Annotated in this window: 18 protein-coding genes; 11 read left to right on the top strand and 7 right to left on the bottom strand. The window is 64.7% G+C overall.

Annotated elements, in window-relative coordinates:
- Window positions 1–2: 2 nt before the first annotated feature.
- Window positions 3–665 (bottom strand): hypothetical protein, encoded by a 663-nt coding sequence (locus tag EN853_RS07985; protein WP_127858989.1) that lies wholly within the window; start codon window positions 663–665, stop codon window positions 3–5.
- An 87-nt stretch (window positions 666–752) separates the two neighbouring features.
- Between EN853_RS07985 and EN853_RS07990 the strand changes: the two genes are divergently transcribed.
- Window positions 753–1,451 carry a type 1 glutamine amidotransferase gene (locus EN853_RS07990; protein WP_127858990.1) on the top strand — a complete coding sequence of 233 codons (699 nt, stop codon included), beginning with the start codon at window positions 753–755 and terminating at the stop codon, window positions 1,449–1,451.
- Between the two features lie 367 nt (window positions 1,452–1,818).
- On the top strand, window positions 1,819–1,959 hold the full coding sequence (locus tag EN853_RS07995) for a hypothetical protein (protein ID WP_168247743.1): 141 nt from the start codon (window positions 1,819–1,821) through the stop codon (window positions 1,957–1,959).
- A gap of 117 nt (window positions 1,960–2,076) precedes the next feature.
- Here EN853_RS07995 and EN853_RS08000 read toward each other — a convergent pair whose 3' ends face one another.
- The 3 genes from EN853_RS08000 to EN853_RS08010 form a co-directional block, all read right to left on the bottom strand.
- Window positions 2,077–2,847 carry a metallophosphoesterase gene (locus tag EN853_RS08000; protein WP_127859077.1) on the bottom strand — a complete coding sequence of 257 codons (771 nt, stop codon included), beginning with the start codon at window positions 2,845–2,847 and terminating at the stop codon, window positions 2,077–2,079.
- Window positions 2,848–3,019: 172 nt separating this feature from the next.
- Window positions 3,020–4,156 (bottom strand): alpha-hydroxy acid oxidase, encoded by a 1,137-nt coding sequence (locus EN853_RS08005; protein WP_127858992.1) that lies wholly within the window; start codon window positions 4,154–4,156, stop codon window positions 3,020–3,022.
- 23 nt (window positions 4,157–4,179) lie between these two features.
- The gene (locus EN853_RS08010) at window positions 4,180–4,983 is read right to left on the bottom strand and encodes an FCD domain-containing protein (RefSeq protein WP_127858993.1); all 804 of its coding nucleotides are present in this window, start codon (window positions 4,981–4,983) and stop codon (window positions 4,180–4,182) included.
- Window positions 4,984–5,191: 208 nt separating this feature from the next.
- Here EN853_RS08010 and EN853_RS08015 point away from each other — a divergent pair, with 208 nt between their 5' ends.
- The 5 genes from EN853_RS08015 to glcF all read left to right on the top strand — a co-directional run bounded on the left by EN853_RS08015 (window position 5,192) and on the right by glcF (window position 11,229).
- Window positions 5,192–6,514 (top strand): DUF3422 family protein, encoded by a 1,323-nt coding sequence (locus EN853_RS08015; protein WP_127858994.1) that lies wholly within the window; start codon window positions 5,192–5,194, stop codon window positions 6,512–6,514.
- Window positions 6,515–6,670: 156 nt separating this feature from the next.
- A complete protein-coding gene (locus EN853_RS08020) occupies window positions 6,671–8,167 on the top strand; it encodes an FAD-linked oxidase C-terminal domain-containing protein (RefSeq protein WP_127858995.1) in 1,497 nt (498 codons plus the stop codon).
- An 80-nt stretch (window positions 8,168–8,247) separates the two neighbouring features.
- Window positions 8,248–9,504 carry an FAD-binding protein gene (locus EN853_RS08025; protein WP_127858996.1) on the top strand — a complete coding sequence of 419 codons (1,257 nt, stop codon included), beginning with the start codon at window positions 8,248–8,250 and terminating at the stop codon, window positions 9,502–9,504.
- On the top strand, window positions 9,501–9,890 hold the full coding sequence (locus tag EN853_RS08030) for a DUF4870 domain-containing protein (RefSeq protein WP_127858997.1): 390 nt from the start codon (window positions 9,501–9,503) through the stop codon (window positions 9,888–9,890). The genes EN853_RS08025 and EN853_RS08030 overlap by 4 nt, the downstream gene beginning before the upstream one ends.
- Before the next feature lie 10 nt (window positions 9,891–9,900).
- On the top strand, window positions 9,901–11,229 hold the full coding sequence (glcF, locus tag EN853_RS08035) for a glycolate oxidase subunit GlcF (RefSeq protein WP_127858998.1): 1,329 nt from the start codon (window positions 9,901–9,903) through the stop codon (window positions 11,227–11,229).
- On the opposite strand, the gene EN853_RS08040 is transcribed toward glcF, so the two are convergent.
- On the bottom strand, window positions 11,230–12,150 hold the full coding sequence (locus EN853_RS08040; RefSeq protein WP_127858999.1) for a bifunctional 5,10-methylenetetrahydrofolate dehydrogenase/5,10-methenyltetrahydrofolate cyclohydrolase: 921 nt from the start codon (window positions 12,148–12,150) through the stop codon (window positions 11,230–11,232). It abuts the gene before it with no gap.
- Window positions 12,151–12,527: 377 nt separating this feature from the next.
- Entirely contained in the window at window positions 12,528–13,268 is a 741-nt protein-coding gene (locus tag EN853_RS08045; RefSeq protein ID WP_127859000.1) for a L,D-transpeptidase, read from the bottom strand.
- Between the two features lie 215 nt (window positions 13,269–13,483).
- On the opposite strand from EN853_RS08045, the gene EN853_RS08050 reads away from it, so the two are divergent.
- Window positions 13,484–14,122 carry a DNA-3-methyladenine glycosylase I gene (locus EN853_RS08050; protein WP_127859001.1) on the top strand — a complete coding sequence of 213 codons (639 nt, stop codon included), beginning with the start codon at window positions 13,484–13,486 and terminating at the stop codon, window positions 14,120–14,122.
- A gap of 97 nt (window positions 14,123–14,219) precedes the next feature.
- Here the strand turns inward: EN853_RS08050 and EN853_RS08055 are convergent, their stop codons facing one another.
- Window positions 14,220–14,459: a hypothetical protein gene (locus tag EN853_RS08055; RefSeq protein ID WP_127859002.1), complete on the bottom strand. Its 240-nt coding sequence runs from the start codon at window positions 14,457–14,459 to the stop codon at window positions 14,220–14,222.
- A gap of 228 nt (window positions 14,460–14,687) precedes the next feature.
- On the opposite strand from EN853_RS08055, the gene hisS reads away from it, so the two are divergent.
- Genes hisS through hisG form a run of 3 tightly spaced genes read left to right on the top strand, consistent with a single transcriptional unit; the run spans window position 14,688 to window position 18,009 of the window.
- On the top strand, window positions 14,688–16,196 hold the full coding sequence (hisS, locus tag EN853_RS08060; RefSeq protein WP_127859003.1) for a histidine--tRNA ligase: 1,509 nt from the start codon (window positions 14,688–14,690) through the stop codon (window positions 16,194–16,196).
- Window positions 16,193–17,314, top strand: coding sequence for an ATP phosphoribosyltransferase regulatory subunit (locus tag EN853_RS08065; protein WP_127859004.1), 1,122 nt, complete (start codon window positions 16,193–16,195; stop codon window positions 17,312–17,314). The genes hisS and EN853_RS08065 overlap by 4 nt, the downstream gene beginning before the upstream one ends.
- Complete coding sequence (gene hisG, locus EN853_RS08070; RefSeq protein WP_127859005.1) at window positions 17,311–18,009, top strand: ATP phosphoribosyltransferase; 699 nt, start codon at window positions 17,311–17,313, stop codon at window positions 18,007–18,009. Before EN853_RS08065 ends, hisG begins: the two co-directional genes overlap by 4 nt.
- The last annotated feature ends 156 nt before the right edge of the window (window positions 18,010–18,165 follow it).

Raw genomic sequence — 18,165 nt, forward strand, 5'->3', positions numbered from 1 at the left:
CGTCAAGTATTGGCGGACGGATGCCAGGCCGGCGCGTAACCCTGCCGCAGCACCGCAACAGTCGTTACTGGCGTGAGCAGCCGCAGCGGCCGCCCGGCAAGTCGGTCGAACGGAAGAGGATCGCCATAGCCCGCGAACGACCATCTAAGTGCCTTGCCGGCGCGAAGCGCATAGGCGGTATCGCCGTCAGCCACCATCGCTCCACCCGGAAGCTCGCCCAATTGCTCGACGGTGACGGCCGCCGGCCGGCCGCCCGAGGCCAGCCGCTCCTTGTGCAGCCGCTTGTCGACTATCGGCGCGCGCGGCTCGGCGATTCCGAACGCCCGGCCGAAGCGATCGACGAAATCGGTCGCCCGCTCGCGCCGGCAGAAGAAGCAGGGCCGGTGGCCGGCGGCTAAAGCCGTCACCTCGTCCAGGAAGAACAGCTCGGTCCAGCCCGCTTTGCCGCCCGGTTCGTCATCACTTGGCCGGTTGCGGCCCATCGGCTCGCGCCGCACGCCGCGGAATTCGCAGACGCAGATGATCCAGGCCGGCAAGGCCCAGCGCTTCCTCAAAAGCGTTCTTGTCTCGGGATCGTGGATGATGCCCCGATTGCCGGTGAACAGGCCACGCTCCGGCACGGCGTGGATGGCGCCGAACGGATCGACCCGGTTTTGCAGTGGCATAGCTTTCTCTCCGGCACGCACCTTGAGTGAAATGCGGGCAGCATGATATCGCTCGCCCCAGCATTTTCATGTCAGCAGGATTTTCCCATGCGGGTGCTGGTCGTCCAGAACTACGACAATACCGGCCTCGGCCAGGTCGGCGCGGCTCTTGCGGAGGCAGGCGCAGAGCTCGACCTGAGGCGCCCCTACCAGGGCGATCCGCTGCCACAGGATGCGACCGGGCATGACGCCATGGTGATGCTGGGAGGCGGGCAGAATGCGCTGGCCGACGACGACTATCCCTATTTTCCCGCTCTGCTCGAGCTGACCCGCGATTTCGCCGGCAAGGACCGCTCGGTGCTCGGCATCTGCCTTGGCGGCCAGCTTGTCGCCCGTGCCTTCGGAGCCGAGAACCACATCGGCGGCGCGGTTGAATTCGGCTGGTGCGGCGTGTCGCTGACGACGGCGGCCAAGGCCGATCCGGTGCTCGGCGCATTGCCGGAAAACTTCCCGATCTTCCAGTGGCACGACGACACGTTCGACCTGCCTGAGAAGGCCGTGCGCCTCGCCGGCAACGACATTGCCGAGAACCAGGCTTTTCGCATCGGCCGCGCCGTCTACGGCTTCCAGTTCCATTTTGAGGCGGACCGCCCGATGGTGCGCGACTGGAGCACCTCGTTCGCGCCTTTGATCGCCGACCGCCATCCCGACTGGGCTGGCATGCTCGATGACGAGATGGCTCGCAATGGGCCGGATGCCGATGCCGCCGGCCTGGCGATTGCCCGCGCCTGGGTAGCGACGATCTAGAGCCATTCCAGGAAAGACGGTTTTCCGCCCGGAATAGGGTGAAGACAATTGGAGTGTTTCGGCGTTTCTGTGCCGCTCCGGGATCCTAGCCTTCGCCATCCAGCGGCGTGACATAATTGGCACGCGACGGCAGTTCCGCCTGGGGAAAACCCGCTTCGTCCTTGGCTTGGGATCGTCCGCCATCCTAGAAGGCGTCCGCCCTGTATCGTCCGTGCAACCGCGATGAACCTTCTGTGTGATCTGCGCGACACACCGGCGATACAGAATCTGCTTAGAAGCGCGAAATCGTCGAAACATTGAGACGCATTTTATCGTTTCAACGCATTGGTAACCGCCTCGTGCCCAGATGCAGAAAGCTCAACCAGAGATGACGTCCGTGAAAGCAGCGCTTTTGTCCTTTGTAATGCTGTCTGCCATCGTTCTGTGCGGCCTCGGCATCTATGCCGCGGATGCAGCAACCAACCACCGGGCCATCGACGGCTACGGCGTCACCGCCGCGCTGAACTAGGAGCAATTCCAGGAAAAGTGCGCAGCGGTTTTCCGTCCGGAATTGCGAAAAAACAGAAGTTAGAGCAATTCCAGGAAAAGTGCCCGGCGCAGCGGTTTTCCGCCCGGAATTGCCGGCCTAGTACGCTTTCCGTTGCACGGTCAGGATGCGCTTGTCGCCGCCATCGACGGCGAGCGCGCTCAGCGTTCCCGATTGCCAGGCGAGCGTGTCGACATTGACGCGGTTGGCCATCACTTCGGCCTCCGGCACCGGCGTGTGCCCGTGCACGATCACCTGCGGATATAGGCCGGGATGGTCGAGGAAATCGTCGCGGATCCAGATCAGGTCCTGAAGGTTCTGGCTTTCGAGCTGCACCCCCGGCCGAACGCCGGCATGGCAGAAGAAGAAGTCGCCGAAGGACACTGAAAAGACCAGCGATCGCAGGAAGTCGATATGGCTTTGCGGCACCGCCTCCACCAAGGCCGCGTGACTGCGCAGCAGCGCCTCATCCGACCTGCCGAACCAACCGCCGCCTGCCGACAGCGACACGCCATAGGATTGTGCCGTCTCGACGCCGCCGAAGCGCATGAACAGCCCGTCCGGATCGGGCTCGGCGAGGAAATCAAGCATGCCGATGTCGTGGTTGCCGGCAAGCATGATGTTGCGCGGATCGCGTTCCCGTGCCTGGATCAGGAATTCGATGACGCTTTTCGAGTCCGGTCCGCGGTCGACATAGTCGCCGAGATGGATGATGCGCCAGTCTGACGAAGGCGCGTATTCCAGTTCGCTTGCGATGAGGCGGTGCATGGCGGCAAGCAGGTCATGACGGCCATGCACGTCGCCGATCGCGTAGAGCCGCATGCCCTCCGGCCCGCGCGCGTCGAGATAGTGGATGCCGGTCTCAGCCAAGGCGAACATCTTTTCCGTGTCGATCGTCACGGAACAAACTAGGGCCAATCGATGAATAAGCCCCTAGCGCATGTCGCCCAAAAATGCGCAGCGGTTCTGGGCAAACGACATGCGCAGACAAAAACCAAGGAGCTGAACCGCGTCGCTTGAATCCGTTCAAGCGTGACGCGGTCTAGCGCCGAAGCTGGTCCTTGCCCATGTCGGTCACCAGGCGCTTGCCGCACAGCGCCAGCGTGACGTCCATCTCCTTGTGTATGATCTCCAGCGCCTTGGTGACGCCTGCCTTGCCCATCGCGCCGAGCCCGTAGAGGAAGGGTCGGCCGATATAGGTGCCCTTGGCGCCGAGGCAGAGCGCCTTGAGAACGTCCTGGCCCGAGCGGATGCCGCCATCCATATGCACCTCGATTTTGTCGCCGACCGCATCGGCGATCTCCTCCAGAACCGAGATCGATGAGGCGGCGCCGTCGAGCTGCCGCCCGCCATGGTTGGAAACCACGATCGCGTCCGCGCCGGTCTGGGCAGCCATCAGCGCGTCCTCCTTGTCGAGGATGCCCTTCAGGATAAGCTTGCCGCCCCAGCGCTCCTTGATCCAGGCGACGTCCTTCCACGACAGCTGCGGATCGAACTGCTCCGTCGTCCAGGACGACAGCGAAGAGACGTCGCCGACGCCCTTGGCGTGGCCGACGATGTTGCGGAAGGTTCGGCGCGGCGTGCTGGCGATGCCCAGGCACCAGCGCGGCTTGATGGCCAGGTCGATGATGTTGGCAAGCGTCATCTTGGGCGGCGCCGAAAGCCCGTTGCGGATATCCTTGTGGCGTTGGCCGAGGATCTGCAAATCGAGCGTCAGCACCAGCGCCGAGCACTTCGCCGCCTTGGCGCGATCGATCAGGTTAAGCACGAAATCCTTGTCGCGCAGCACATAGAGTTGGAACCAGAACGGCTTCTTGGTCACCGAGGCGACATCCTCGATTGAGCAGATGCTCATGGTCGACAGCGTGAACGGCACGCCGAACTCTTCCGCCGCCTGCGCCGCCAGCATCTCGCCGTCGGCATGCTGCATGCCGGTCAGCCCGGTCGGGGCCAGCGCCACCGGCATCGCCACCTTCTCACCGATCATGGTCGATTCCAGCGAGCGGTTGCTCATGTCGACCAGCACGCGCTGGCGGAACTTGATCTTCTGGAAATCCTCTTCGTTGGCGCGGTAGGTGCTTTCGGTCCAGGCGCCGGAATCGGCATAGTCGAAGAACATCTTCGGCACCTTGCGGCGGGCCAGGTCCTTGAGGTCGGCGATGGTGAGGATGTCGCTCATAGTGGTCCCCGCTTGATCGATGCTTAGGTGCGTTTGCGTGTGGTTTCGATGTCGCCGGCTTCCGATCGCTGCCTCAGCCTCAGCCGCGACACGCGCTGCCAGTCGCCGCTGCGCTCGGCTTCCGCCATGGAGCGCTCGACATAGGTGATGTGGTCCATCGCCGCCTTGCGCGCGGCGACCGGGTCGGCTGCCTTGATCGCGGCATGGATCGCCCGGTGCTGGTGAAGCAGCGCCTCGCGCGCGCCGGGAACGGTGAACACCAGAAGCCGATTCTGGAACACGCCCTCGGAAAGCAGCCGGTAGCAGGAGCGTAACGTGTGCAGGAGGATGATGTTGTGCGCGCATTCGCAGACCGCGTGATGGAATTCGACGTCGATCTCGGCCTCGTCGTCGAAATCGCCGGTCCGGTGCGCCTCGTCCATGCGTGCCATGATGCGGTCGAGCAGGGCGAGATCCTCGGGCGTCGCGCGCCGCGCCGCATATTCGGCCGCCACCGCCTCGATCTCGCGCCGGTATTCCAGATAGTCGGTCACCGCCTTGCGGTGTGTGGAGATCAGGTCGGTCACCGGCCTGGTGAACAACTGGCCGATGACGTCGGCGACATGCGTGCCGCCGCCCGGCCTGGTGGTGAGCAGCCCGCGTCCCTCCAGCGCCTTCAGCGCGTCACGCAGGATCGGCCGCGACACGTCGAACTGGCGCGCCAGCTCGCGTTCGCCTGGAAGCCGGTCGCCGGTGCGCAGCACGCCCTCGAGGATCAGGCTCTCGATCTGCTGCACCACCTCGTCGGCGGTGCGCGAATGCTCGATCCTGGAGAAAATATCGCTCAACGGAGGGCGCCTGGGAACGGAACGGATGTCGCGCAGATTAGAGCCTCTGTCGTCAACTGGTCAAATTATTTATCCAATTCGCCGGATACGGTCGGCTATGGCGCCACGCCTTCTTATCGGCGCCTTGCTGAAATTTGCTGTTTACGTGCTTTGCCGATTGCCGCAAGACGGCAGGGTTGCACGAGGGGTCGAAACCAGGGGGCCAGCCGTGTCGGACGAGACGTCCAACCTCGAATTCCAGCCGCGCGCCCAAGGCAGCGTCATGGGCTTCCCGGCGCATGAGGGACGCCCCGGCGCCTTGGGCGAGGTCCATGCCCGGCCACATCCGCTGGTCGAGAAGCCGCGCGTGCTCATCCAGCTGTCCTTCATGACCGAGGGTGGCTCTGCCGTGGACCACGCCGTGCTGTCGGAACTGTCGCGCCGCCTCGGCATCGCGGCGCCCGAGCGTCATGCCCGCCACCACGCCATGAGGTGGGGCAAGGGCACGTTGCGCTGGGAGCGGCACACGGAATTCTCGACCTATCTGTGGGAGGGGCCTCTGGCCGAGAACGGCAGAGGCCAGGAGGATTCGCCCTTCGGCAACGGCTTCTCGCCGCCGGGAGCCGTTATCTCCGGCATCAGGCTCGAAATCCGCAAATGGACGCAGGCGAGCGAGAAGCTGATTGCCGGCTTCGATCCGACCAGTCTGTGCTATTCGCTGGTCGAGCGCGGCGCCGCGGCCATCATCACCGACTTCCGCCAGGATGGCGACGGCCTGACCCGCGTGCTGGTGCTCGACCGCGGCCTGACGCCCGCCAGCACCGGCGCCTTGTCGCAGCGCCTCATCGACATCGAGACCTATCGGACGCTCGCCATGCTCGGCCTGCCGTTGGCGCTGACGCTGTCCGGCCGCGCCCGCCGCATCGAGGACCGCCTGGCGCAGACGACGCTGGAAATGAAGGCGGTCGAGACCCGCGACAGCCAGAACCTGCTCGCCGGCCTGACAGAACTTGCCGCCGAGCTGGAGGCCGATGCCGCGTCCAGCCTCTACCGCTTCGGCGCCAGCCGCGCTTATGACGGCATCGTGACCGAGAGGCTGGAGGCGCTGGACGAAGAGCCTGTGCAAGGCTACGACACCTGGGCAGGCTTCCTGCAGCGGCGCATGGCGCCGGCCATGCGCACCTGCCGCTCGGTCGAGGAGCGCCAGGCCAACCTGTCGCGAAAGCTCACCCGGGCGACCACGCTGCTGCGCACCTGGGTGGATGTCGACGTCGAGAAGCAGAATCGCGATCTTCTGGCCTCGATGAACAACCGCGCCCGGCTGCAGCTTCGCCTGCAGCAGACCGTCGAAGGCCTCTCCGTCGCCGCCGTGTCCTATTATGTCGTCGGCCTCATCGGCTATGTCGCCAAGGGCGCGTCGATATTCGGCCATGTCTTTGCGCCGGAAGTCGTCACCGCGGCTTCCGTGCCGGTCGCCATCCTGCTGGTCTGGTGGGGCGTGCGCCGCGTGCGGAAGATGCATTCCGAGCCGGCCAGGCATCCGGGCGAATAGCTTTTTCGGGAACATTGTGAATGAGGCAAGCGCAGCGGCAGATTGCCGCTGCGGAAGCTTGCGCCACGTCCGTTGCCTCATGGTGACCAAAGCAGAGTTTGCAACGAATGGTCATAGCTGGTAAAAGATTTTGACCAGTCGAGTGGAGGAGCGCCGATGTCCGGCCTTGCCATGCCGAAGCCAGACGCCGGCACGCTTAGCCGGCGCGCCGAGATCGTCGCCGACATGCGCATCATCGTGCCGGGCGAGGGCGTCGTCGACACGGCCAACGAAATGCGCGTCTTCGAGAGCGACGGCCTCACCGCCTACCGGCAATTGCCGCTGGTGGTAGTGCTGCCCGAGACGGTGGCGCAGGTCGCGCGCGTCTTGAAATACTGCAACGAGCGCAACATCCGTGTCGTGCCGCGCGGTTCCGGCACCTCGCTCTCCGGCGGCGCATTGCCGCTCGAGGATGCGGTGCTTCTGGTGATGAGCCGCTTCAACCGCATCCTCGCGATCGACTACCCCAACCGCGTCGTCGTCGCCCAGCCCGGCGTCACCAATCTCGGCATCACCACCGCCGTCGAACAGGAGGGCTTTTATTACGCCCCCGATCCATCCTCCCAGATTGCCTGCTCGATCGGCGGCAATGTCGCGGAGAATTCCGGCGGCGTGCACTGCCTGAAATACGGGCTCACCGCCAACAATGTGCTGGGCATCGAGATGGTGCTGATGAATGGCGAGGTGGTGCGGCTCGGCGGCAGCCATCTCGACCAGGAAGGCTACGACCTGCTCGGCGTCATGACCGGCTCCGAAGGCCTGCTCGGCGTCGTCACCGAGGTGACCGTGCGCATCCTGAGGAAGCCGGAGACGGCGCGTGCGCTTTTGATCGGTTTTCCGACCAGCGAAGAGGGCGGCCAATGCGTCGCCGACATCATCGGCGCCGGCATCATCCCCGGCGGCATGGAGATGATGGACCGCCCGGCGATCCATGCGGCCGAGGATTTCGTTCACGCCGGCTATCCGCTCGACGTCGAGGCGCTGCTCATCGTCGAGCTCGACGGGCCGAGCGTCGAGGTCGACCACCTGATCGGCCTCGTCGAGGCGATCGCCTACCGCAACGGCTCGACCACCTGCCGCATCTCACAGTCGGAACAGGAGCGACTGAGCTTCTGGGCCGGACGCAAGGCCGCCTTCCCGGCGGTCGGCCGCATCTCGCCCGACTATTACTGCATGGACGGCACCATCCCGCGCAAGGAACTGCCGCGCGTGCTCGCCGGCATGCGCGATCTTTCCGAGAAATACGGGTTGGGCGTCGCCAACGTCTTCCATGCCGGCGACGGCAATCTGCACCCGCTGATCCTCTATGACGCGAATGTGCCGGGCGAGCTCGACAAGGCCGAAAGCTTCGGCGCCGACATCCTGCGACTTTGCGTCGAGGTGGGCGGAGTCTTGACCGGCGAGCACGGCGTCGGCGTCGAGAAGCGCGACCTGATGCCGGAAATGTTCAACCAGATCGACCTCGACCAGCAGATGCGCGTCAAGTGTGCCTTCGACCCCAACCATCTGCTCAACCCCGGCAAGGTCTTCCCGCAACTGCGTCGCTGCGCGGAACTGGGGAGGATGCACGTGCATCGGGGGCAGGTGGCGTTTCCGGACATTCCGAGGTTTTGAGTGAACACGTTGGCGCTTGAACAGGAATGCGACCTTTCTCTTCTCCCCCGCTTCTCGGGGGCGAGGAAAGGCGCTCACCGGTGACCACCTTCACCCCATCCTCGCCCGCCGACGTCCTGTCCACCGTCCAATGGGCAGTGGCCGAAGAGTCACCGCTGGAGATCTTTGGCCACGGCTCCAAGCGCGGCATCGGCCGACCGCTGCAGACCGAACACACGCTCGACCTCTCAAAGCTCACCGGCGTCACCCTCTACGAGCCGGCCGAGCTGGTGCTGTCGGCACGGGCAGGCACGCCGCTCGCCGAGATCGAAAAGCTGCTCGCCGCGTACGGCCAGCAGTTCGCCTTCGAGCCGATGGACTATGGTCCGCTGCTTGGCGGCGAGCCGGGCAGGGGCACGATCGGCGGTGTGCTGGCGTCAAACCTGTCGGGTCCGCGCCGGCTGAAGGCCGGTGCGGCGCGTGACCACATCCTCGGCATCGGCGCGGTTGCCGGCCGCGGCGAGGCGTTCAAGTCCGGCGGCCGCGTCGTCAAGAACGTCACCGGCTATGATCTCTCCAAGCTGATGGCAGGAAGCTGGGGCACGCTCGCCGTGGCGACCGACGTCACCTTCAAGGTGCTGCCGGCGGCCGAGACGGAAGTGACCTTGGCCATCCGCGGCCTGCTCGACGATGCCGCGGTTGCCGCCATGGCGCTGGCGCTGGGTTCCAGCGCCGAAGTGTCGAGCGCCGCGCATCTGCCGGAGCGGATCGCCGCGCGCGTTGCCGCCGGCCATCTGGGCAGCGACGCCGCGACACTGCTGCGCGTCGAGGGCTTTGGCCCGTCGGTTGTCTACCGGATCGAGGCGTTGAGGCGGCTACTCGGCAAGGCCGGCCCGCTGCAAGAAATCGCAGGAGAGGCTTCCAAGGCCATCTGGCGCGGTGTCCGCGATTGCGCGCCTTTCGCCGACGGTGGCGCGAGACCGGTCTGGCGCGTGTCGATGGCGCCGTCGCAGGCGCATCACATGGTGATGGCGCTACGCATGCAGGCAGCGGTCGACGCTTTCTACGACTGGCAAGGTGGCATGGTTTGGCTCTCGATGCGTGAGAGCGACCCTGAGGCCGAGCTGCTGCGCGGCTTGATCCGCAAATATGGCGGCGGCCATGCGACGCTGGTGCGCGCCTCGGCGTCGCATCGCGCGGCGCTGCCGGTATTCGAGCCGCAGCCGCCGCATCTGGCGGCGCTATCGGCCCGGCTCAAGGCCGAATTCGATCCGAAGCACATTCTCAACCCCGGCCGCATGGCACCGGGTACCGGCTCTGCTACTCTCGTCCGATCAACGGAGGAAGCCGCATCATGAGCAATACCGATCCAGGACCGAACAGTGGACCGCGCCAGACCGATCGCTGGCTGGAACCGGGCCAGACCAACGCGCTGGTCATCTACATCCTCTACCTCGCCAGCCTTGCCATCGGCGTGACCGGCATTGTCGGAATCGTGCTTGCCTATATCAATCGCGGCAAGGCGGGCGGCTTCGTCGAAAGCCACTACACGTTCCTGATCAGGACGTTCTGGATCGGCCTTCTCTACGCCCTGATCTCCGTGGTCCTGATGATGCTCGCAATTGGCTTCCTGCTGATGTTCGCGGTCGCGGTCTGGTTCATCGTCCGCTGCATTCTGGGCATCCAGGCGCTTCAGCGCGGCGAGCCGGTCAAGAACCCGCAAAGCTGGTTTCTGGGACAGTAAGGATTTTTGTGTGCAGACCAATTTCTCCCTTGCGCAGCTCGCCGATCCGCATGTCGCAGAGTCGGAGAAGATCCTGCGCAAATGCGTGCATTGCGGCTTCTGCACCGCCACCTGCCCGACCTATGTGACTTTGGGCAACGAGCTCGATTCACCGCGCGGCCGCATCTATCTCATCAAGGACATGCTGGAGAATGGCCGGCCGGCCGACAAGGAGATCGTCACCCATATCGACCGGTGTCTCTCCTGCCTAGCTTGCACGACGACATGCCCTTCGGGCGTGAACTACATGCATCTGGTCGATCATGCCCGCGCCCATATCCAGAAGACCTACAAGCGGCCGCTGCTCGACCGGCTGACGCGCGCCATGCTGGCTTTCGTGCTGCCTTATCCCGGCCGCTTCCGCGCCGCGTTGAAGCTCGCCGGGTTCGGCCGACCGTTCATCGGCTTGTTCGAAAAACTGCCGGGGCTCAGGCCGGTCGCCGCCATGCTGAAGCTCGCGCCGGCCTCGATCCCTCAGGCATCGCCGACGGCCAAGCCGGGCACGCACGCCGGGCAGGGGATCAAAAAACGTGGCCGCGTCGCCATCCTCACCGGCTGCGCGCAGTCCGTGCTTGATCCCGCCATCAACGAAACCACCATCTCCTTGCTGACAAGGCTCGGCGTCGAAGTCGTGGTGCCGGAAGGCGAGAGCTGTTGCGGCGCGCTCGTCCATCACATGGGCCGCGAGGATCAGGCCCTTGCCTCGGCCAGGAAAAATGTCGACGCCTGGACGCGCGCCATCGACCAGGGCGGGCTCGACGCCATCATCATCACCGCGTCAGGCTGCGGCACGACGATCAAGGACTATGGCTTCATGCTGCGCCTCGATCCGGCCTACGCGGACAAGGCGGCGCGCGTCTCCGCGCTGGCCAAGGACATTACTGAATACCTTGCCGCTCTCGACCTGCCGGAGCCGGTGCGCAAGCCCGGCACCGTCGTCGCCTATCATTCCGCCTGTTCGATGCAGCACGGCCAGAAGATCAACCGCCAGCCGAAGGAGCTTCTGTCCAGGGCAGGCTTCGTCGTGCGCGAGCCGCGCGAGGGGCATCTATGCTGCGGCTCGGCCGGCACCTACAACATCCTGCAGCCCGAGATTTCCGCCAGGCTGCGAGACCGCAAGGTGAAGAACATCGAGGCGACCGGCGCTTCAGTGGTCGCCACCGGCAATATCGGCTGCATTACCCAGATCGCGTCCGCCGCGAAGCTGCCGGTGGTGCATACAGTGAAGCTGCTCGACTGGGCCTATGGCGGTCCAAGACCGGAAGGTGTTTCCGACAGCGGTTTGATCGCTGCCGAATAGCTACTCAGCCGCGAGCTGGTCCGCCACGCCGTAGGTCGCCCGGTAAAGCGCGCGCTGGCGGTTGAGCGCCACCATGGTGTTGCGCAGCAGGATCGCGACCGTCAGCGGACCGACGCCGCCCGGCACCGGCGTGATCCAGGAAGCGACGTGCTTGACGCTCTCGGTGTCGACGTCGCCGACGATGCGGCTTTCGCCGTCCGGCCCGATTTCCGAATTGATGCCGATGTCGATGACGCAGGCACCCGGCTTCACCATGTCGGCCTTGATCAGCCGCGGCCTGCCGACGGCGACGAACAGCGCGTCGGCGCGCCGTGCGTGTGCCGCCACCGAACGCGTCATGTGATGGCAAACCGTCACCGTCGCGCCTTCGCTCATCAGCAGGAAGGCGATCGGTTTGCCGACGATCTCGGAATGGCCGACGACGACCACCTCGAGCCCTTTGAGGTCGAGCCCGGTTTCCTTGAGCAGTTCGACCGAGGCGGCCGCCGTGCAGGGCGCCAGATCGAGCTGGTTGTAGACGATGTTGCCGATCGAGGCAGGGTGCATGCCCTCGACGTCCTTCAGCGGATGCACCGCCGCCTGCAGCGTTTTGATCGGGATATGCGCCGGCACCGGCCGCTGGATGATGATGCCGGTGACGCGCGGGTCGGCGTTGAGGCCATGGATGGCGGCCTCAAGCTCGCCCGCCGTGATGTCGGCGGCGAAGCGCCGCTCCTCGAAGCCGATGCCGGCAAGTTCCGCCTTGGCGCGCTGGTTGCGCACATAGACATCGACTGCGTCGGTATCGCCGACGGTGATCGAGACAAGCTTCGGTGGAAAGCCTTCCGCAGTGGCGGTTGCCGCATCCTCGCGCACAGAAGCGATGATGCGCTGGGCGACGGGACCACCCCGGAGATAGCGGCTGTCGTCGGACCGGGACATAATTGGAACCTTTGGTGGGGATATTGTGCGCTGCAATAGCAGAGCCTGGCCCGGAAATCAGCCCTGAAAACGAAACACCGTGCTTCCAGGGCGACCTGTCGCAGTCATGACGACCGGTCGCGCCTTGGTGACGATGAGCTCGCACCTTGGTGACGACCGGGTCGCACCTTGGTGACGACCGGTCGCGCCTGCACGAAAAGAAAAGGGCAGCACGGTTGCCCGTGCTGCCCTTTCGTGACTGGCCGTATCCCCACACGGCCCGTCCCCCGTTAACTCGCAGCCAGTCTAAGCACGTCTGCCAAAAGTGCGCTATGGCTTGAGGGCAACAGTGCGCGCCAAAACCACTTAGCGCTGCCTAACCGGCCAATTCGTATTCACTATATCACCTCGACGGTTGTTCCGACATTCACTCGCTCGTAAAGGTCGACGACGTCCTCGTTGCGCATGCGGATGCAGCCGGAAGACACCGCGCCGCCGATCGTCCACGGCTGGTTGGTGCCGTGGATGCGATACTCGGTGGTGCCGAGATAGAGCGCGCGCGCGCCGAGCGGGTTCTCGATGCCGCCGGCAAGATAGGTCGGCAGGTAGCGGCCCTTCGCCGCCTCGCGCGCGATCATCGCCGCCGGCGGACGCCAGTCCGGCCACACCCTCTTGTCGGTGATCTTGTGCGTGCCAGACCATTCGAAGCCCGGCTTGCCGGTGCCGACACCGTAGCGCCGCGCCTTGCCGTCCTTCTCCACCAGGAACAGGAAGTTCTGCTTGGTATCGATGACGATGGTGCCGGGCTTCTGCGGACCGTCATAGGCGACTTCCTGCGGCAGATAGATCGGATTGATCTGCGGCCGCATCACCATTCGCTTGGCAGGCTGCTGCACGGCCGCCGTGCGCTGCCGGTCGGGCTCGGCCTGGAAAAGCCGCCGCAGCGGCTGCTGCGTCGCCTGGCGGCTCGGGCGCACGATGCCCGGCGCATGGCCAAGCTGCAGCACCCAGGGCGCCGAAAGATCGGGGCTCACCATCACCGGCGGCATGTCGGCGTAACGGTCATTGGCAAGGGAGGTCGTCGCGCCGGCGGCAAGCACCGCCACCGCGCCAAGCAGGGAACAAAACGCTGTCTTCATCGAAAAGCACCTTGATCGTCGAACTCGTGCGAGAGCGGAGGAGGCCCTCGGGTGTCGCGATCCTTGGCGCGCAGCGGCAAGCAAAACATGAATCGGAATGCGTAAAATGCCGCTTTGTCAGTAAACTTTTTGGTGTGGTTACCGGCACGTTCAGGAATCTGGTAAAGCCACGGTAAAGCTCGCGCCGAAGCGCGTTAACGAATGGAATTCTTCCGATGGCAAACGAAAATACCGGCCTGCTGGACGGCCCCGACGGTATCGCGCGCTGCTTCTGGCACGGCAACCTGCCGGACTATCTGCACTATCACGATCATGAATGGGGCCGGCCGGTGGCTGACGATCGCCGGCTGTTCGAAAAAATCTGCCTCGAAGGCTTCCAGTCGGGCCTCTCCTGGCTGACCATCCTGCGCAAGCGTGAGAATTTCCGCGAGGCCTTCGCCAATTTCGACTTCGATAAGGTGGCGGCGTTCACCGATCATGACGTCGAGCGGCTGCTCGGCAATGCCGGCATCATCCGGCATCGCGGCAAGATCGTCTCGACCATCAACAACGCCAAACGCGCGCGCGAGATGGTCGATGAATTCGGCTCTTTAGCCGCCTGGTTCTGGAAGTTCGAACCAGGTCCCGACGAGCGGCCAACGGTCGTCGATCTGGCGCATCTGCGCACCAATCCGACGACGGCGGTCTCGGTCCGGATCTCGAAGGAACTGAAGAAGCGCGGCTGGAGCTTCGTCGGCCCGACCACAGTCTATGCCTTCATGCAGGCGATGGGACTGGTCAACGACCATCTCGAAGGCTGTGTCTGTAGGGCAGAGGTGGAGAAAGAGCGCAAGAAATTCAAACGGCCGAAATAGCCCACCGTATCCTTCTCCCCGTCCACGAGGAGAAGGTGCCCGAAGGGCGGATGAGGGGCGGCGCGTACCTTCGAGATTTCCTCAACGAGCGACAAAATCAGACCCCGCCGGCGCCTGTCAAAAACAGCCCGGCAAGGATGGCCGCCACGGCCGCGAAGGCCGGGTAGATCACCAGCAGGCCGGTCACCAGCGCGTCGCGCACCGTCGGCTTTTGCGCTTCCGCCGCAACCTCGAACGGCCCGGCCGGCTGCTGCGCCGGCTTGGGCGGGGCACCGCCGGCAGGCCGCAGCCTGGCGGTTTGCCTGCTACTCTCGATGATATCTCGCGCCATGGTCATGGCCCCGAACCCCTTGTTTCGGCGGGCTTTATCGTCTTGGATTGTGTCGGCAGCATGCCGCACTGATGGCGGAATTGTTTCGTTTTTTGCGTGATTTGTTTCAGCTCGGCTTCCCTTCTCCCGCAGGGGGAGAAGGAGAGCCGCTAACTCTTGCCGCCCAAGGCTGTATCGTCTAGGACAGCCCGCTCGAAATAAGTCAGCGTTTACTTAGCGAAAAAGACCCATCCCATGGCCGACAAATCGGAAAAGACGAAAGCGCGGCTGCCGCGCGGTTTTGCCGACCGCAGTGCCGAAGACATCCGCGCCGTCGAGAAGATGATGGCGACCATCCGGTCCGTCTATGAGCTTTACGGTTTCGAGCCGGTCGACCAGCCGATGATCGAATACACCGATGCGCTGGGCAAATTCCTGCCCGACCAGGACCGGCCGAACGAAGGCGTCTTCTCCTTTCAGGACGACGACGACCAGTGGCTGTCGTTGCGCTACGACCTGACCGCGCCGACGGCGCGCTTCGTTGCCGAGAACTACGACCGCCTGCCAAAACCCTATCGCAGCTATCGCTCCGGCTGGGTGTTCCGCAATGAGAAGCCCGGCCCCGGCCGCTTCCGCCAGTTCATGCAGTTCGACGCCGACACGATCGGTACGGCGAGCGTGGCCGCTGACGCCGAAATGACAATGATGATGGCCGATGTCATGGAAGCGCTCGGCATCAAGCGTGGCGAATATGCCATTCGCGTCAACAACCGCAAAGTGCTTGATGGCGTGTTGGAAGCGATCGGCCTCGGCGGCGACCAGAATGCCAGCCGGCGGCTGACGGTACTGCGCGCTATCGACAAGCTGGACAAAATCGGTCTGGCCGGCGTTAGCTTGCTACTGCAAGGCGGGCGGCTCGATGAAAGCGGCGATTTTACCAAAGGTGCCGGTCTGAATGAAGGCCAGGCGAGTTCAATCCTAAAATTGATGGCTGCCCAGGGCGATGGCGCTTCGGCAACTCTCCAAGCCATTGAGAAACTGGTGGGCGATTCCGAAATCGCTGAACAAGGCTTTGTCGAGCTTGATCAAATTGCGTCGATGATCAATGCGGCGGGATATGGGGATCGTGTTTTCATCGCTCCCTCTGTCGTGCGCGGTCTCGAATACTACACCGGCCCGGTTTTCGAGGCCGAGCTTCTGGCCGAGATCCCCAACGAGGACGGCCAGATCGTGCGTTTCGGCTCGGTCGGCGGCGGCGGCCGCTATGACGGGCTGGTCTCGCGCTTTCGCGGCGAGCCGGTGCCGGCGACCGGTTTCTCCATCGGGGTCTCCCGGCTGATGACGGCGCTGAAGAACCTCGGCAAGCTCGACACCTCCGACGTCATCGCCCCGGTCGTCGTGCTCGTCATGGACAAGGACACCGAAAGCCTCGGCCGGTACCAGAAGATGGTCGCGGATCTGCGCGCCGCCGGCATCCGCTCCGAAATGTATCTCGGCGGCGCCGGCATGAAGGCGCAGTTGAAATATGCCGATCGCCGCGGCAGCCCGGTCGCCATCATCCAAGGCGGTGACGAGCGCGCCAAGTGCGAAGTGCAGATCAAGGATTTGATCGAAGGCGCCCGCATGTCGGCCGAGATCACCGACAACGCCGAATGGCGCGCGGCCCGGCCGGCGCAGGTGACTGTGGCGGAGAGCGAGCTGGTCGCCGAGGTGAAGAAGATCCTGGCAGCGCAGGCGACCGATCGCGCCAAAGTCGACCGATGACCTCCCGCTACCCCGCTATCGCGGCCGACATCACGAAGCTCTTCGCGTCCCGCGACACCCACGCGGTCGAAGTTGCCGTTCTGCAGCCGGCCGACCCGTTCCTGGACATGGCCGGCGAGGATCTGCGCCGCCGCATCTTCCTCACCGAGAGCGAGACCGGCAAGACACTGTGCCTGCGGCCCGAATTCACCATCCCGGTCTGCCTCGACCACATCGCCAGCCAGGCTGGCACGCCGCGCCGCTACTCCTATCTCGGCGAAGTGTTCCGTCAGCGCCGCGAAGGCGGCAACGAGTTCTTCCAGGCCGGCATCGAGGATCTCGGCGACCGCGACACGGCCGCCGCCGATGCCCGCTCGCTGGCCGACGCGCATGCGCTGCTCTCGCTGGTGCTGCCCGGCCGGCCGCTCGCCATCACGCTTGGCGACCAGACGGTGTTCGAGGCGGTGCTCGCCGCGCTCGGTCTGCCGCGCGGCTGGCGCATGCGCCTCGCGCGCGCCTTCGGCTCGGCGCCGATGCTGGAGGCAGCCCTTGCCGATCTCGCCAATCCGCCGCGCAACAGCCAGCTCTCCGGCCCGGTCGCCACGCTGGTGCTCGACAGCGATGCGGAAGGCCTTGCCGCGCATATCGCCGCCGGCATGGAGGAGGCGGGTCTCTCCGCTTCGACTGGACGCGCGCCGACCGACATCGCGCGGCGGCTGATCGAGAAGGCCGAACTGCGCAGCGTGCGGCTGTCCAACGAGGCATTCTCGGCGCTGAAAGGCTTTCTTGCGATCGATGTCGCGCTCGATGGTGCGGCCGCGGCGCTCGAGAAATTCGCCGCCGAAGCCGGGCTTTCGCTGGGCGCCGCGCTCGAGAATTTCGCCGCTCGCGCCAAGGCGATCGAGGCGCATGGCCTGCTGGCCGAAGAGATCCGCTACGACGCCGCCTTCGGCCGCCCGCTCGACTATTATACCGGCCTCGTGTTCGAGATCGCGGCCGAGAATGGCGACCGGCCGCTGGTCGGCGGCGGCCGTTATGACCGGCTGCTGACCCTGCTGGGCGCCAAGAAGCCGATCCCGGGCGTCGGCTTCTCGGTCTGGCTCGACCGCATCGAGGCCCTGCGAGAGAGCGCGAAATGATCACGCTGGCGATCCCCTCAAAAGGCCGTCTCAAGGAACAGTCGCTGGAAGTGCTGGCCAAGGCCGGCCTGGCGGTCACGCTGCCGCAAGACGACCGCAAATACCGCGCCCGCATCGACGGCTTCGACAATGTCGAGGTGGCCTTCCTCTCAGCCTCCGAGATCGCCGGCGAGATTGGCCAGGGTTCGGTCGATCTCGGCATCACCGGCGAGGACCTTTTGCGCGAAAACCTTGCCGACTGGGAAGCGCGCGCCGAAATCGTCGCGCGCCTCGGCTTTGGCCAGGCCGATGTCGTGGTAGCCGTGCCGGACATCTGGCTCGATGTCGACACCATGACCGATCTCGACGACGTCGCCGCCGATTTCCGCCAGCGCCACGGCCGGCGGCTCAGGATCGCCACCAAATACTGGCGGCTGACGCAGCAGTTCTTTTCGCTCAAGCACGGCATCCAGGTCTACCGCATCGTCGAGAGCCTCGGCGCCACCGAAGGCGCGCCGGCCGCTGGTCTTGCCGACGTCATTGTCGACATCACCACCACCGGCTCGACGCTGCGCGCCAACCATCTCAAAGTGCTGGGCGACGGCACGATACTGAACTCTCAGGCCTGCCTGGTCGCTTCGAAGAAGCAGCGCGACGCGGCCGATGAGGCTGTGTTGAGTGATGTCGCCGCGAAGATGGCTGCGCTGGTCGCCTAAGCGCGTCGCGATCTTTCAGATTCGCTCCATGCGCTTTAGGTTTTTGCTTCTACGCATGTCTTTGTCCCGACACGGGTTACCACTTTCGAGAGACATGCTTTAACCCCATACCTTCGGCGGGTTTCCACCATCCCGGCAGGCTGATAGGCTGGCTCA

Source organism: Mesorhizobium sp. M1C.F.Ca.ET.210.01.1.1 (assembly GCF_004791585.1).
Lineage (GTDB): Bacteria > Pseudomonadota > Alphaproteobacteria > Rhizobiales > Rhizobiaceae > Mesorhizobium.

What these genes read in the sequence shown, in the direction of transcription:
- hisG (WP_127859005.1), top strand. Translation starts at nt 17,311, where the DNA reads ATGATCACGCTGGCGATCCCCTCAAAAGGCCGTCTCAAGGAACAGTCG.
- EN853_RS08065 (WP_127859004.1), top strand. Translation starts at nt 16,193, where the DNA reads ATGACCTCCCGCTACCCCGCTATCGCGGCCGACATCACGAAGCTCTTC.
- EN853_RS08040 (WP_127858999.1), bottom strand. Translation starts at nt 12,150, where the DNA reads ATGTCCCGGTCCGACGACAGCCGCTATCTCCGGGGTGGTCCCGTCGCC.
- EN853_RS08050 (WP_127859001.1), top strand. Translation starts at nt 13,484, where the DNA reads ATGGCAAACGAAAATACCGGCCTGCTGGACGGCCCCGACGGTATCGCG.
- EN853_RS08020 (WP_127858995.1), top strand. Translation starts at nt 6,671, where the DNA reads ATGTCCGGCCTTGCCATGCCGAAGCCAGACGCCGGCACGCTTAGCCGG.
- EN853_RS08045 (WP_127859000.1), bottom strand. Translation starts at nt 13,268, where the DNA reads ATGAAGACAGCGTTTTGTTCCCTGCTTGGCGCGGTGGCGGTGCTTGCC.
- EN853_RS07985 (WP_127858989.1), bottom strand. Translation starts at nt 665, where the DNA reads ATGCCACTGCAAAACCGGGTCGATCCGTTCGGCGCCATCCACGCCGTG.
- EN853_RS08030 (WP_127858997.1), top strand. Translation starts at nt 9,501, where the DNA reads ATGAGCAATACCGATCCAGGACCGAACAGTGGACCGCGCCAGACCGAT.
- EN853_RS07995 (WP_168247743.1), top strand. Translation starts at nt 1,819, where the DNA reads ATGACGTCCGTGAAAGCAGCGCTTTTGTCCTTTGTAATGCTGTCTGCC.
- hisS (WP_127859003.1), top strand. Translation starts at nt 14,688, where the DNA reads ATGGCCGACAAATCGGAAAAGACGAAAGCGCGGCTGCCGCGCGGTTTT.
- EN853_RS08055 (WP_127859002.1), bottom strand. Translation starts at nt 14,459, where the DNA reads ATGACCATGGCGCGAGATATCATCGAGAGTAGCAGGCAAACCGCCAGG.
- EN853_RS07990 (WP_127858990.1), top strand. Translation starts at nt 753, where the DNA reads ATGCGGGTGCTGGTCGTCCAGAACTACGACAATACCGGCCTCGGCCAG.
- EN853_RS08005 (WP_127858992.1), bottom strand. Translation starts at nt 4,156, where the DNA reads ATGAGCGACATCCTCACCATCGCCGACCTCAAGGACCTGGCCCGCCGC.